Origin of the sequence: Pseudomonas sp. BF-B-26, assembly GCF_019956495.1 — a bacterium.
Lineage (GTDB): Bacteria > Pseudomonadota > Gammaproteobacteria > Pseudomonadales > Pseudomonadaceae > Aquipseudomonas.
The window spans coordinates 29,155-43,998 of the sequence record NZ_JAHBDP010000022.1 but is presented as its reverse complement, the minus strand read 5'-3'; the positions used below and the strand labels follow the sequence as shown (position 1 = coordinate 43,998).

Sequence of the window (14,844 nt, the reverse complement as noted above, 5' to 3'; positions counted from 1 at the left end):
ACTGGGCGGGCCTCTTCGCGAGCAAGCCCGCTCCCACAGTGATTGTTGGTGGACACAAGATTTGTGAACACTTCAGATCAAATGTGGGAGCGGGCTTGCTCGCGAAGGCAATCTCAGCGGCTCAGATACATCCGGGTAGTCAGCAGATAAACCGGCAACCCCGACACCAAAATCAACAACGCCGCATAAGGCGCCGCCGCCGCAAACTCCACATTCGCGGTATGCGCCCAGACTTCCGTCGCCAGGGTGTTGAGCCCGGTCGGGCTCAGCAGCAGCGTCGCCGTCAGTTCCTTCATCGCATCCAGAAACACCAGCGCAAACGCTGCGCCCAGCGCAGGGAAAATGATCGGCAACGTCACCCGATAAAACGCACTGAAAGACGATGCGCCCAGCGTGCGCGCAGCCTCTTCCAGTTGCGGCGCAGCCTTGTTCAGCGCCGTACGAATCGGCGCCTGAGCCAGCGGCAAAAACAGCAACGCATAGGCGATCAGCAACAATGCCGAAGTCTGGTACAGCACGGGCACATAGTGCAGGGCGAAATACACCAACGTCAGTGCGATCACCAGTCCTGGCAGCGCATGCAGCAGATACGGCAAGCGTTCGGCCCAGATCGCCAATTGGCCCTTGTGGCGCACCACCAGCAATCCCACCGGCACTGCCAGCACCAGGCACAGCGCCGCGCCGCCCAGTGACAACGCCAGGGAGGAGAGCAGCGCCTCGCTGATCGCCGCCACCGGGAATGCTGCCGACGAACCCACTGCTAGCCAGTACGCCAGCATCCCGAGCGGAATACCGCTGCCGATGATCGCCAGCGCCAGGCAATAAAGTTGTCCGGCGGCAGCCCAAGGCCCCAGCCGAACCTGCTCCGCATGCCGAGCCGCGCCCTGACCGGTACGCACGTGTCGACCCTTGCCGCGTACGCGCAGTTCCAGCCACAACAGCATCAGACACAGCGCCAGCAACACGGCGGAAAGCATCGCAGCATTCGCGTTACTGAATTCCAGTTCGAACTGTTGATAGATTGCGGTGGTAAACGTCTGCAGGCCGATGATCGATAGAGCACCGAACTCCACCAGCATGTGCAGCGCGATCAGCAGCGAGCCGGCGAGCAGTGATGGCCAGAGCAGCGGCAGGGTAATTCTGAAAAACACGCCCCAGCGATTCTGCCCCAGTGTACGGGCGGACTCTTCGAGGGAGGGATCGAGATTACGCAGGGTCGCCGCGATCGGCAGAAAGATCAGCGGATACTTGGACAGGGTCATCACCAGGATCGCCCCGCCCAAGCCTTCGAAATGTGCACTCAGTGAGACCCAGGTAAAGCTGCTGACAAACGCCGGTACCGCGAACGGCAGGCACAGAATCACGCCCCACAAGCGCCGCCCCGGCAAGTTGCTGCGCTCAAGCAGCCAGGCCAGTGACAGGCCGATCACGCCACAAGCGAGCGTCACACCGACCATCAGCGCCAACGTGTTGCGCAGCAGGCCAAACACATAAGGGCGCCACAACAAATGCAGCGCCTCAGCCCAGCCGGCCTGCCAGGTTTTGAGTCCGACATACGCCAGTGGCAACAGGCTGAGCACCACCAGCAGCAAAACCGGTAGCAGCAGCCAGATCGATGGCCGCTTGCGCCGTGGCACGTAACCCCCGCGCGCGACGGGGGCGGATAACGATACGCTCATCAGTTCAAGCCAACGTCACGTTCCAGGTCCAGGGCTTGCTCGGCATTGCCGAGATCGGCTGGCGTGACCTTCGGTGCCTCAAGTTCGCTGAACGGCTTGAGCCCGCGATCCGATTCCATGCCTTTGTGCAGCGGGTATTCGGCGGTGGTCTGGGTGATCACGCGCTGACCTTCTTCGCTGGCCATGTAAGCGAGGAATTGCTGGGCTTCTTTTGGATGTTTGCTGGATTTCAGCACGGCCGCACTGGAAACAGTGATCAGCCCGCCGACGTCGCCGCCGGTGAAGTAATGCAGTTTCGAATCGAGCTGACCTTTTTCACGCTGCAAGGCGAACCAGTAGTAGTTGTTCACCAGCACGGTAGCGACTTCGCCGTTTTCCACTGCCTTCAATGCAACCATGTTGTTGCTGTAGGTCTTGCCGAAAGCACGCAAACCGGTCAGCCATTCTTCGGCCGCGTCCATGCCGTGCACTTTGATGATTGCCACGGCCTGTTCCTGGAACGCGCCACTGGTGGGCACGAAGCCGACCTTGCCTTGCCATTTCGGATCGGAGAACTCCATGACCGACTTGGGCAGGTCTTTTTCGTCAATCAGCTTGGGGTTGTAGGCGACGACGCGGACTCGCGCGGTGATGCCGATCCAGGTGCCGTTGCCGGCGACGTAGTCTTTGGGCAGAACGGCCAGGGTGGCAGCATCGGTCTGCGCCAGCAGGCCTTGTTCGCCGAGTTTGTTCAGTGGTGGCGATTCTTCGGTGTAGATCACGTCGGCAGGGGAGCGAGCACCTTCTTCGACGACCTGGCTGGCGAGCTGGTTGCTGCTGCCTTTGCGCACATTGACGTGAATCCCGGTCTTGGCTTCGAAGGCTTTGGCGATGGCATCGCCGACTTCTTTGTGTTGACCGTTATAGAGTGTCAGGGAAACCGGTTCGGCGGCTTGGGTGAGGGGGGTGGCGAGTGCCAGGCCGAGCAGGGTCATGGTCAGGCCGCGGCGCAGGGTATTTCGAAACATCATTCGCAAGGTTCCTCACTATCGCATTGCAAAAACTTGAAACAATGATAAACGATATTGTTTCTCAAGTGCGCCTTGCGGGGCGAAGACGGCTCTGCTAGAGCGGGCTCGGGCATAACGCTCAACCTGTAGGAGCTAAGCTTGCTCGCGATGGCGATCTCAAGGACGCCATCGCTGGCAAGCCGTGCTCCTACAGAAGGCACGCAGTGGCTCTCATAAGATTTTTGAAAGCCAGAAACGCAAAAACCCGCTTTCGCGGGTTTTTGTGAAATTTCAGATCGACTCTGAAATTTGAATTGGTGCCCAGAAGAAGACTCGAACTTCCACGACCTTGCGGTCACCAGCACCTGAAGCTGGCGTGTCTACCAATTTCACCATCTGGGCATAATCTTCAGCGTCGCCGCTGTTGATGTGGCGCACTATACGGAGAGCTTTTTGATCTGTAAACCCCTGATTTAGTTTTAATAATTCAGGGGCTTAGAATGCAAAAAACCCGCTTTCGCGGGTTTTTGTATGAGCCTTGAAATTGATCTAATCTCAAGCTCGAAATTGGTGCCCAGAAGAAGACTCGAACTTCCACGACCTTGCGGTCACCAGCACCTGAAGCTGGCGTGTCTACCAATTTCACCATCTGGGCATTATCGACAATGCGTCTGCGTCGTCGATGGCGCGCACTATACGGAGCGTCTTTTTAACTGTAAACCCCTGAAGTCGAAAAAACCTGGAAAATTTTACCAGTGGCATTTAATTCAGCTTCGCGCTGTCGATAAAGGGCTTTAGATGGGCTCTCATAGCCTGAAATTTCCCGTTTCATTACGCCTATGCCAAACTAACCCGCATATAGACAAGGTGAAAACTCTCTAATGGCCGATTGGCAGTCCCTCGATCCCGAGGCCGCTCGTGAAGCGGAAAAATATGATAACCCTATTCCTAGCCGCGAACTGATCCTTCAGCATCTTGCTGATCGGGGTTCGCCTGCTAACCGCGAGCAGCTGGTCGAAGAGTTTGGTCTGACCACAGAAGACCAGATCGAAGCCCTGCGCCGCCGCCTGCGCGCCATGGAGCGCGACGCTCAACTCATCTATACCCGTCGCGGCACCTATGCGCCGGTGGACAAGCTCGACCTGATCCTGGGCCGCATCAGCGGTCACCGTGACGGCTTCGGCTTTCTGGTCCCGGACGACGGCAGTGACGACCTGTTCATGAGCCCGGCGCAAATGCGTCTGGTGTTCGATGGCGATCGTGCCCTGGCCCGTGTTTCCGGCCTCGACCGTCGCGGTCGCCGCGAAGGCATGATCGTAGAAGTGGTTTCACGTGCCCACGAGACCATCGTTGGCCGTTACTTCGAAGAGGGCGGTATTGGTTTCGTCGTTGCGGACAATCCGAAGATCCAGCAAGAAGTGCTGGTGACCCCGGGTCGTAACGCCAACGCCCAGATCGGTCAGTTCGTCGAGGTGAAGATCACTCACTGGCCGACGCCACGCTTCCAGCCGCAAGGCGATGTGGTTGAAGTCGTGGGTAACTACATGGCGCCGGGCATGGAAATCGACGTTGCCCTGCGCACGTACGACATTCCTCACGTCTGGCCTGAGGCTGTGCTGAAAGAAGCCGCCAAGCTCAAGCCTGAAGTCGAAGAGAAAGACAAAGAGAAGCGCATCGACCTGCGTCATCTGCCGTTCGTGACCATCGACGGTGAAGATGCGCGTGACTTCGATGATGCGGTCTACTGTGAAGCCAAGCCGGGCAAGCTGCGCCTGTTCTCCGGCGGCTGGAAGTTGTACGTGGCGATTGCCGACGTTTCCAGCTACGTGAAAATCGGTTCGGCGCTGGACAACGAGTCCCAGGTTCGTGGCAACTCGGTGTATTTCCCCGAGCGCGTCGTGCCGATGCTGCCTGAGCAGCTGTCCAACGGCCTGTGCTCGTTGAATCCGCACGTCGATCGTCTGGCCATGGTTTGCGAGATGACCATCTCCAAATCCGGCGAGATGACCGACTACTGCTTCTACGAAGCGGTGATTCACTCCCACGCTCGCCTGACCTACAACAAAGTCAGCGCGATGCTGGAAACGCCGAAACTCACCGAGGCGCGTGAGCTCCGTGGCGAGTACAACGACGTTCTGCCGCACCTCAAGCAGCTTTACGCGCTGTACAAAGTGCTGCTGGCCGCTCGTCACGTGCGTGGCGCGATCGATTTCGAAACGCAGGAAACCCGGATCATCTTCGGGACCGAGCGCAAGATTGCCGAAATCCGTCCGACCGTTCGTAATGATGCGCACAAACTGATCGAGGAATGCATGCTGGCGGCCAACGTGGCCACCGCCGAATTCCTGAAAAAGCACGAAATCCCAGCGCTGTACCGCGTCCACGATGGCCCGCCACCGGAGCGTCTGGAAAAACTGCGCGCTTTCCTTGGCGAGCTCGGCTTGTCCCTGCACAAAGGCAAGGACGGCCCGTCGCCGAAGGACTACCAGGCATTGCTGGCGAGCATCAAGGATCGTCCGGATTTCCATCTGATCCAGACCGTTATGCTGCGTTCGTTGAGCCAGGCGGTGTACAGCGCCGATAACCAGGGCCACTTCGGCCTGAATTACGAAGCCTATACCCACTTCACCTCGCCGATCCGCCGCTACCCGGACTTGCTCACGCACCGGGCGATTCGCAGCGTCATCCATTCGAAAATGGACACCCCGCACGTTCGCCGTGCTGGCGCGATGACCATTCCGAAAGCGCGCATCTACCCGTACGACGAAGCGATCCTGGAGCAGCTCGGCGAGCAGTGCTCGATGAGCGAGCGCCGTGCCGACGAAGCGACCCGCGACGTCGTGAACTGGCTCAAGTGCGAGTTCATGAAAGACCGTGTGGGCGAGTCGTTCCCGGGTGTGATCACTGCCGTGACCGGTTTTGGTCTGTTCGTCGAACTGACCGATATCTACGTCGAAGGCCTGGTGCACGTCACCGCGCTGCCGGGCGATTACTACCACTTCGATCCTGTGCACCACCGCCTGGCCGGTGAGCGTACCGGTCGCAGCTTCCGTCTTGGCGATACCGTTGAAGTGCGCGTCATGCGCGTCGATCTTGACGAGCGCAAGATCGACTTCGAGATGGCTGAAAAAACCATCAGCGCGCCGATTGGTCGCAAGAAGCGCGGGACTGAAACCTCTGCTCCTGCTGCAAAAACAGCCGCGGAACCGGCCCCGGCTAAAACCGGTCGTCGTCCTGCCAAGGAAAAGGCTGTCGAAGCCTATCGCCCGAGCGATGCTGCGGCGAAAAATGCCGAATTGCGCAAAAGCCGCGAATTGAAGCAGGCGTTATTGTCTGAAGCGAAAAGCGGCGGTAAAGCGGCGTCTGGGGGAAAGACCGGACGGTCGGCGCCTGACAAGGCTCCCGGCGGCAAGCCAGCCAAACCGAGCAAACACCGTAAAGGCCCGCCAAAAGCGGGTTCTGCGCCAGCCGCCAAAAGCGGCGGGGCGCGTAAACCGAAGGCCAAGTCATGAGTCAGTTGGAAAAGATCTACGGCGTGCACGCTGTAGAAGCGTTGCTGCGTCACCACCCAAAACGCGTCAAGCAGATCTGGTTGGCCGAAGGCCGCAGTGATCCGCGTGTTCAGACGCTGATCGAGCTGGCTAACGAAAATCGCGTGGCCGTTGGCAACGCCGAACGCCGTGAGCTGGATGCCTGGGTTGAAGGCGTGCACCAGGGCGTGGTGGCAGAGGTGAGTCCGAGCCAGGTCTGGGGCGAGGCGATGCTCGACGAGTTGCTCGATCGCACCGAAGGCGCACCGCTGTTGTTGGTGCTCGATGGCGTGACCGATCCGCACAACCTCGGCGCTTGCCTGCGTTCGGCCGATGCGGCCGGTGCTCTGGCGGTGATCGTTCCGAAGGACAAGTCGGCGACGTTGACCCCGACGGTACGTAAAGTGGCTTGCGGCGCGGCGGAGGTGATTCCGTTGGTTGCGGTGACCAATCTGGCGCGCACCCTGGAAAAGCTCAAGCAGCGTGGCTTGTGGGTTGTCGGTACGGCGGGCGAGGCTGAGCAGAGTCTGTATCAGCACGACATGACCGGCCCGACCATCCTGATCATGGGTGCTGAAGGCAGCGGTATGCGTCGCCTGACCCGCGATCTTTGCGACTACCTGGTGCACCTGCCGATGGCCGGTAGCGTCAGCAGCCTCAACGTTTCCGTGGCGACCGGCGTCTGCCTGTTTGAAGCCCGGCGCCAGCGCGTCGTCAAGGCTGCCGGAACCGCCAAGAAGTCCTGATCCAGCGGTAACCCCCTCCTGTGGGAGCTAGCCTGCTAGCGATGGCGGAGTCACATTCAACATCAATATTGAATGTTTTTTCCTCATCGCTAGCAGGCTAGCTCCCACAGTGGTTTGTGTTTTGGGCAAATAGTCGTGGCTGTTCAAATAATCACCAATTGCCTTGCACCTCTTCTGTCCCTTCTCTACAATTGCGCCCCTTGCTGTGACGGCAGGCACGCATGTGTCTATCGCAAGCAAGTCCATAAGTGTCATTCACTCCTTGTCTGACCGCTTTTGAGCGGCAGGCTACAACCCGTAAGGAGCATTCATGCGTCATTACGAAATCATCTTTTTGGTCCACCCGGATCAAAGCGAGCAAGTCGGCGGCATGGTAGAGCGTTACACCAAGCTGATCGAAGAAGACGGCGGCAAAATCCACCGTCTGGAAGATTGGGGTCGTCGTCAACTGGCCTACGCAATCAACAATGTTCACAAGGCTCACTACGTGATGCTGAACGTTGAATGCACTGGCAAGGCCCTGGCCGAGCTGGAAGACAACTTCCGCTACAACGATGCAGTGATCCGTAACCTGGTCATCCGTCGCGAAGAAGCCGTTACCGGCCAATCCGAGATGCTCAAGGCTGAAGAAAACCGCAGTGAGCGCCGTGAGCGTCGCGACCGTCCTGAGCACGAAGGCGCTGAAAGCGCTGACAGTGATGACAGCGACAACAGCGATAACGCTGACGAGTAATCCACGGACCTTTTGAGGAGCCTATTACATGGCACGTTTCTTCCGTCGTCGTAAATTCTGCCGCTTCACCGCTGAAGACGTGAAAGAGATCGATTACAAAGATCTCAACACTCTGAAAGCTTATGTATCCGAGACCGGCAAAATCGTTCCAAGCCGCATCACCGGTACCAAAGCACGTTATCAGCGTCAGCTGGCCACCGCTATCAAGCGCGCCCGCTTCCTGGCCCTGCTGGCCTACACCGACAGCCACGGCCGCTGAGACCGGGCAGTCGACACGTAGCAAAGGATTGAAAGCATGCGTGCCATAGCTGAGTTCATCATGCGCGGCCGTATGCAGGCCACTCTGGTAGTGGCCGGATGCGCAACATTGCCGTTGTTGTATTGGTTGGGTGCTGCCGCGGGTTGCCTTGTGCTCCTGCGGCGCGGATTGAAGGACGCCCTGGGCGTTCTTGCTCTGGGACTGCTGCCGGCGTTGATCTGGTGGCTTTACTCCGATGACCCACGGGCACTTCTGGTGCTGCTGGGGTCTTGGAGCCTTGCGTTGGTTTTGCGCGCAAGCGAATCCTGGAACCGCGTGCTGCTGGTCAGCATAGCGATGGGAGTGGTGTTTTCAGTGGTGCTGGGGACGGCTTTTGGTCCCCAAATCGAGATGCTGGCGCAGGCTTTGATAAAAGTCATGCCGTCGCTACTCGGTGATGTCTACCAGAAGTTGTCGGTAGACGAGCAAGCGCATTTTGCGTCCCTGATCGCACCGGTCCTGACCGGCCTGATTGCGGCCTTGTTGCAAATCGTCAGTGTGCTGAGCCTGCTTGTCGGGCGCTACTGGCAGGCGTTGTTGTACAACCCGGGTGGTTTTGGTCGCGAGTTTCGCGCCATCCGATTCCCGCTGGGGCTGGCGATGTTGCTGCTGGCGTTCATGCTTCTGGGACCGAACATCGGTCCACAGATGGCCATGTTGACGCCGTTGTGCAGTGTACCGCTGGTGTTCGCCGGGCTGGCCCTGATTCACGGGCTGGTGGCGCAAAAGCGACTGGCCAGGTTCTGGCTGGTGGGGTTGTACGTCACGCTGTTGCTGTTCATGCAGCTGATCTATCCGTTGCTGGTGGTCTTGGCCATCGTCGACAGCCTGATTGATTTTCGCGGTCGTTCGACGCCGAAAGACGTCGATAGCGCGAACGGTGAAGGTTAAAAGTTAAGAGGATTTTCACATGCAACTGATCCTTCTGGAAAAAGTCACCAACCTGGGCAACCTGGGTGACAAAGTGAACGTTAAGGCTGGTTACGGTCGTAACTACCTGCTGCCTTACGGCAAAGCTACCGCTGCGACCGCTGCCAACCTGGCTGCGTTCGAAGAGCGTCGTGCTGAGCTGGAAAAAGCCGCAGCAGATCGTAAAACTTCGGCTGAAAGCCGCGCTGCCCAACTGGCTGAGCTGGAAGTGACTATCACTGCCACCGCTGGCGACGAAGGCAAGCTGTTCGGTTCGATCGGTACTCACGACATCGCTGATGCACTGACCGCCTCTGGCGTTGAAGTTGCAAAAAGCGAAGTTCGTCTGCCGAACGGCACTATCCGCAACGTAGGCGAATTCGACGTAGCCGTGCACCTGCACGCCGAAGTTGAAGCCACCGTACGCGTTGTCGTGGTAGCGGCTTAAGCAGCACTTGTCGGCTGGTGCCCTCGGGTGCTTGCCGGTAACATCGGGCACGATCCTGTTTACAGGTCGTGCCCTTTGTCTTTCTGCAGTTCCTGATTTTCACATCTAATTCCAAGTGGCCATGAACGATATCTCCGCTCCCGAGCAATACGATCTGCAAACCGCTGCCCTGAAGGTGCCGCCGCATTCCATCGAGGCCGAACAGGCCGTGCTCGGTGGTTTGATGCTGGACAACAACGCCTGGGAACGCGTGCTTGATCAGGTGTCGGACGGCGATTTCTATCGACATGACCACCGTTTGATCTTCCGCGCGATCGCCAAGCTCGCTGACCAGAACTCGCCGATCGACGTCGTGACCCTTGCCGAGCAATTGGACAAGGAAGGTCAGACGTCGCAAGTCGGCGGCCTCGGATACCTTGGCGAACTGGCAAAAAACACGCCGTCCGTCGCCAACATCAAGGCATATGCCCAGATCGTTCGTGCGCGGGCGACGTTGCGGCAGTTGATCGGCATCGCCACCGAAATCGCCGACAGCGCCTTCAACCCGGAAGGCCGCTCGGCTGAAGAGATTCTCGACGAAGCCGAACGGCAGATTTTCCAGATCGCCGAGGCTCGGCCAAAAACCGGCGGCCCGGTGAGCGTGAACGACCTGTTGACCAAGGCCATCGACCGCATCGACACCTTGTTCAACACGGACAACGCCATTACCGGCCTGTCCACCGGTTATACCGATCTCGACGGTATGACCAGCGGCCTGCAGCCGTCTGACCTGATCATCGTCGCCGGCCGTCCATCCATGGGTAAAACCACCTTTGCGATGAACCTGGTGGAAAACGCCGTGCTGCGCAGCGACAAATGCGTATTGGTTTACTCGCTGGAGATGCCAGGCGAATCGCTGATCATGCGTATGTTGTCGTCCCTCGGCCGGATCGATCAGACCAAGGTTCGTGCCGGTCGCCTGGAAGACGACGATTGGCCGCGCCTGACATCGGCGGTCAACTTGCTCAACGATCGCAAGCTGTTCATTGACGATACGGCCGGTATCAGCCCCTCGGAAATGCGCGCACGGACCCGGCGTCTGGTGCGTGAACACGGCGATATCGCGCTGATCATGATCGACTACCTGCAATTGATGCAGATCCCGGGTTCTGGCGGTGACAACCGGACCAACGAGATTTCCGAGATTTCCCGTTCCTTGAAAGCCCTGGCCAAGGAATTCAACTGCCCGGTGGTGGCGTTGTCCCAGCTCAACCGCTCCCTGGAGCAGCGACCGAACAAACGCCCGATCAACTCCGACCTCCGGGAATCCGGAGCGATCGAGCAGGATGCCGACGTCATCATGTTCGTGTACCGGGACGAGGTGTATCACCCGGAAACCGAGCACAAGGGCATCGCCGAGATCATCATCGGCAAGCAGCGGAACGGCCCGATCGGTACGTCACGACTGGCGTTCATCGGTAAGTACACCCGCTTCGAAAACCTGGCGCCGGGCAGCTACAACTTCGACGACGAGTAACGTCAAGGGTGTCCGGTTGATAGCTGTGTTTCAGGCGAACAGGGCTCTGATCGCTTGCTCGGTGTAGCCATAGTTCCAACGCAGCTCGTTATCGACGGGAATGTCGTCGGTGGCAAAGAAGGCGTACAGCAAGTATTTTTCTTTGCTTGCGCCTTGGGCTTGAACCACCACATGGAACGGCACGGCTTCGACGTTGTAACCCGTTGTTGCCTGTCGTGCCGGCTTGCCCTGTTCATACTCGAAGAGAGTATTCATTCGGGATAGCACATTGTCTCCAGACAACAGAACGGTAGAGGGTCTGGCGTGGGTGAACAGCTTCCCGGGCAGTACATCGATGAGGAATGGGTCCTTTCTGGCGACACCGACATAACCGGGTATCAATCCTCCCCCATAGACCCCAAGAATCTCCCCTTTAACCAGCGGCTTTTTGTTGCTCACCATGTCTTGCCCGATCAAGGTCCTTTCCTCAGGCATCTTGCAGTCGGCGGCGGTGAATGTGCGTAGTGTCAGCTTCTCTTCGTACAGGTTGGCTACGTCTTCGAAGCCCTCCCATTGAATGTAAGGTTTGATTGCCGCGGCCTGGTAGCGGGTACCCCCATCAGCCGATCTGGCCTGCTGCTGAATTTGTTTGATGCGTAACGGTTGCCCTTTCAAATCACGGAGGGGGTAACGGCCGTTGTTGGCACGATCATAATTGCCGCGTGTGTTGATGGCCTGTTGAAAGGATCTGATGCTGGACATTCGCTCTCGTTCGGCGGCAGTGAATGGCACAGGCATGATGTATTCGGTGGCGCTGTGATAGCTGCCGCTTGCCTCCTCCGGAATATCGAGGTGCCTGGACGAGCCAACGCCCGGAGTGCCGCCCGGTAAGCCGCTATCGGTATCGATCTCCCAACCACCCCCAGCCTTTTTCCGCACATAGGGCTTGTACGCTCGATAGGGGCTGCGCGCATCGATGACTTGCCAACCCGGTTTGGCGTATTGCACTTGATAGTACAGGCGGTTTTCCTGCACGTAATACGTGTGCGTGCCGCCTTGTAGGGGGCGCTGTTCATAAACGCCATCTGCGCGCAGCGACAGGTTCGTCGGTGTTTCTTGCCGGGCAAAATAGGTATCAAGAGGCAAGCCTGGGGTTACGGGCTCGGTAGCCCATGACGCATCAGCTTCCCGAATAGCCAAAGGTTGTTTGTGTAAATGCTCAATGACGTTGTTGAGCGCGGTTTTGACACGGTCAGTCCAGCGATTGGCGATGGCAAAGCGTTCGGCTTCAGGCAGGGCCGCTTTGATCGAGGTATAGAGGTCGGCCAATCCATTAAGCGAATTTCCCGCCGCATCGTAAGCCCTGTACTGCGTGCCGACTCGAACCAGAACTCTGCGATGAACGGCTGTGTCACTGCCGACGCTGCTCAGCAATGTGCCGTTGAGAGTTGCATCACGCATTTCGATGTGCACCGAGTCGGCCCAGTCAGGCAAGTGCTTGAGGTTCGTGAGGATGAGTTTGTCGGTGTCGAGCGGGCGAGCCGAATCAAGATAAAGCCCCTCATAAGTACGTGCTGTTTCGACTTCTTTGGAATATTCGGCTGCTTCCTTTTCCATGAGTGGCAGCAACTGCCGTTCCCGCACGATTTGTTGTTTTTCCAGTGCGCTGAGGCTGAGTGTCATTTGTTGCAGATAGCTTTTTGGCAGCGTTGGATACTTGGTGCGAATGTGTTCCTGAATCGAGTTTTCCGGTTGATCGGTCAACGCATAAACTTTTGAAAACAGCAGAGCTTTTGTTGCCGCAAGTTTGATCTCGAGACACTGCGCCAGGCGCTCTGCGTTAGAGGCAGTGGAGGGCGCCAGCCCTTTGAACAGCTCACTGAGCTCTTCAGTTTCCAGCTTCTCGACAACAGCGTCAGTCAGTTCGCCGTTTCTGAGTTGGGCATAGGTCAATCTAAGTTCTGGCAGTGTTGCATTGGCGGAGTCACCAAAAGCAAAGAGTGTTTCAGTCCCGTCGACTACGGTCAGGTATCGAGTGGTTGGCCAGCCGCTCAGTGTGGTGAGCAGGTGCAGCAAGATGAACGGTGAGTAAGCGCCGGTTTTAGTACCTTTGCTGCGTTCTATCTTGAAATCATTTATTTCCTGCCTCAAATCAAAGCGCTTCAACACATCGGTCAGCAGGGCCGGCGGACGTTGGGTGTTCAGATGAAGTTCAATGAGAGCCAATCTGTCTAATCCGCAGACCAGCAGAATGGGCTCGACGGCTTCTTGGCGGATATTGCGTGCGACAGGGCCAAGACGCCTGATCAGTTTCAACCCATCCCAAGTGCGCGGGTCCTCGTGCAGATGGCGCCATCCGGCGGCATCGTTTTGTACCATCTGTGGTGCATACCCGTTTGGATCAGAAGGGTGTTGCAGCTCCCACTGCCGGGTGGCGATGTTGACCTTTACTTCATAGAAATGGTCTTCCAGTGCTACATAGGTTTTTGCGTTGTGTTTATACAAACCTTGAGCGTTGGGATGGATGTTTTCAGGGAGTTGAAGTGTATTCCGATAGGGCATCAGATCGGGGTGCCAGAGTCGTTCGCTATTGTCGCTCAACCTGATTTTCACCAGGTGAGTGGCGATCCCGGTGGTTTTTATTGCGCCTGCCGTGATGATGCCCAGAGCCGCGGCGTCTGCGACGTCGAGCAGATCATTCAACGCTTCATCGGTATCGCCACGACTCCAGGCGGCAACGCCGTGATAGACCGAGTGAAGTAACTGCAACGCTGTTACCGCCAGCATCACTTCACCGATGACCGGTATGAAGGACGCGGCGAAAAATAACAGCGACTCTCCTGCTGCCTCGAGCTCCTGACGTTTTTTCAAGCTGCTGGCGGTGTTGGCATCTGCCGTGGGGACCGCCAGTACACGTGCATCAGCTTTCAGGTGGGCAATGCGTTGCTTGAAGGCCGTTTCATAGATGTCACCGGCCATATCGACACGCACTAAGGGTTTGGCAAAAGACGGATTACCAAGGCGGGTTTCGCCTGACCACAAAGTGCCTGTGGTCAGCGGCGTTCCCTGGCGCTCAAACGGAATGAAGCGATTGAAGAATTTGCGGTAAGAGGGTGTGTCCAGCTTAATTGCCAAGGCTTTTTGAAGCGCGTTATATGAGTCATATCGTTTGATCGCGTTATCGGGATCATCGGGAATGTAAAGGACGTGTTTGATCTGAGGCCATTTATCCCGAAGTATCACGATGCCCGGAAGGGCTATGCCGTCCAGAGTCAGCTGTGAACAGATCAAGTCCTTGTGGCTGCCGGCGTGGCTCAGTTCGAGTAATAGCGTGTAAAGATCTTTGTTGATGGATTTCTTCATCAGGGCGATGTGGATCGCCGCCTCAAAAGTATTTTGATCGTCGTTCCTGATCAGGGCCTTTATCTGGTTTGCCGAGTGAGTGGCGGTTGTTCCCGCCGTTGCGCAAGGTTCCAGTATTTCGCTGATGTGTCTCTGGTACTGCATGCCGATGTCCAGCTCGCGACAAACCCCGGCGAAGTTTTCTGGGCTGACAGCGCTTTTTTTCTTTTCGACGTACCCGGACAAATAGATGGCCGATCCCGCTTCAAAACCACCGCTCTGGGCTTCGGAAGGTTCGAAGTTCTGCAAAGCGGCGTCTACAAGCGTTTGTTCGGTGGTTTTATGATGTGTTTTGATCAGCCCCAGGAGATGGGAGTTCTTCCACTCGCGCAGCAGTGTGGATTTTTCAGCGTCCAGCGATCCCAGGTGCCCTGTAAGCTTTTCACTCAACAAGGATCGGGCAAAGTTCACGGGGTTTTTCAGATCCTCGAAGACTGAGGCCAACGCCTGCCTGGCGGCATTGCTTTTGAGCAGGCAAGCGCGAAACGTTTTGCGTTGTTCGGCGGATCCCTCGACTAGCCAGCCAGGCAGCTTGCTCTGGATGAAACTTGCGTGAGCAGATAGGGCCGCAGGGGTAGGTGCGGGGGCTGTATTGTGTAAAGTCGAATCGTTCAA

At 57.4% G+C, this 14,844-nt stretch carries 10 protein-coding genes and 2 tRNA genes; 7 read left to right on the top strand and 5 right to left on the bottom strand.

Annotated elements, in window-relative coordinates; genetic code table 11:
- Positions 1 to 113 precede the first annotated feature (113 nt).
- The 4 genes from KGB03_RS01780 to KGB03_RS01765 all read right to left on the bottom strand — a co-directional run bounded on the left by KGB03_RS01780 (position 114) and on the right by KGB03_RS01765 (position 3,323).
- A complete protein-coding gene (locus KGB03_RS01780) occupies positions 114 to 1,679 on the bottom strand; it encodes an ABC transporter permease (RefSeq protein ID WP_223526075.1) in 1,566 nt (521 codons plus the stop codon).
- The gene (locus KGB03_RS01775) at positions 1,679 to 2,689 is read right to left on the bottom strand and encodes an iron ABC transporter substrate-binding protein (RefSeq protein ID WP_111449255.1); all 1,011 of its coding nucleotides are present in this window, start codon (positions 2,687 to 2,689) and stop codon (positions 1,679 to 1,681) included. The genes KGB03_RS01780 and KGB03_RS01775 overlap by 1 nt, the downstream gene beginning before the upstream one ends.
- 294 nt (positions 2,690 to 2,983) lie before the next feature.
- Positions 2,984 to 3,070: transfer RNA gene (locus KGB03_RS01770), tRNA-Leu, on the bottom strand.
- A 166-nt stretch (positions 3,071 to 3,236) separates the two neighbouring features.
- Positions 3,237 to 3,323 (bottom strand) — tRNA-Leu (locus KGB03_RS01765).
- A 226-nt stretch (positions 3,324 to 3,549) separates the two neighbouring features.
- Between KGB03_RS01765 and rnr the strand changes: the two genes are divergently transcribed.
- The 7 genes from rnr (at position 3,550) to dnaB (ending at position 10,848) form a co-directional block, all read left to right on the top strand.
- On the top strand, positions 3,550 to 6,180 hold the full coding sequence (gene rnr / locus KGB03_RS01760; protein ID WP_223526073.1) for a ribonuclease R: 2,631 nt from the start codon (positions 3,550 to 3,552) through the stop codon (positions 6,178 to 6,180).
- Positions 6,177 to 6,944, top strand: coding sequence for a 23S rRNA (guanosine(2251)-2'-O)-methyltransferase RlmB (rlmB, locus tag KGB03_RS01755; RefSeq protein ID WP_223526071.1), 768 nt, complete (start codon positions 6,177 to 6,179; stop codon positions 6,942 to 6,944). The genes rnr and rlmB overlap by 4 nt, the downstream gene beginning before the upstream one ends.
- Positions 6,945 to 7,254: 310 nt before the next feature.
- The gene (gene rpsF, locus KGB03_RS01750) at positions 7,255 to 7,677 is read left to right on the top strand and encodes a 30S ribosomal protein S6 (RefSeq protein WP_003217491.1); all 423 of its coding nucleotides are present in this window, start codon (positions 7,255 to 7,257) and stop codon (positions 7,675 to 7,677) included.
- Between the two features lie 28 nt (positions 7,678 to 7,705).
- Positions 7,706 to 7,936, top strand: coding sequence for a 30S ribosomal protein S18 (gene rpsR / locus KGB03_RS01745; protein WP_002551829.1), 231 nt, complete (start codon positions 7,706 to 7,708; stop codon positions 7,934 to 7,936).
- A 36-nt stretch (positions 7,937 to 7,972) separates the two neighbouring features.
- Positions 7,973 to 8,866 carry a hypothetical protein gene (locus KGB03_RS01740; RefSeq protein ID WP_056746335.1) on the top strand — a complete coding sequence of 298 codons (894 nt, stop codon included), beginning with the start codon at positions 7,973 to 7,975 and terminating at the stop codon, positions 8,864 to 8,866.
- A 19-nt stretch (positions 8,867 to 8,885) separates the two neighbouring features.
- The gene (gene rplI, locus KGB03_RS01735; RefSeq protein WP_003197251.1) at positions 8,886 to 9,332 is read left to right on the top strand and encodes a 50S ribosomal protein L9; all 447 of its coding nucleotides are present in this window, start codon (positions 8,886 to 8,888) and stop codon (positions 9,330 to 9,332) included.
- A 121-nt stretch (positions 9,333 to 9,453) separates the two neighbouring features.
- Positions 9,454 to 10,848 (top strand): replicative DNA helicase, encoded by a 1,395-nt coding sequence (gene dnaB / locus KGB03_RS01730; protein WP_033055553.1) that lies wholly within the window; start codon positions 9,454 to 9,456, stop codon positions 10,846 to 10,848.
- A 30-nt stretch (positions 10,849 to 10,878) separates the two neighbouring features.
- Here dnaB and KGB03_RS01725 read toward each other — a convergent pair whose 3' ends face one another.
- Positions 10,879 to 14,844, bottom strand: a complete 3,966-nt coding sequence (locus KGB03_RS01725) for a dermonecrotic toxin domain-containing protein (RefSeq protein WP_223526069.1) — start codon at positions 14,842 to 14,844, stop codon at positions 10,879 to 10,881.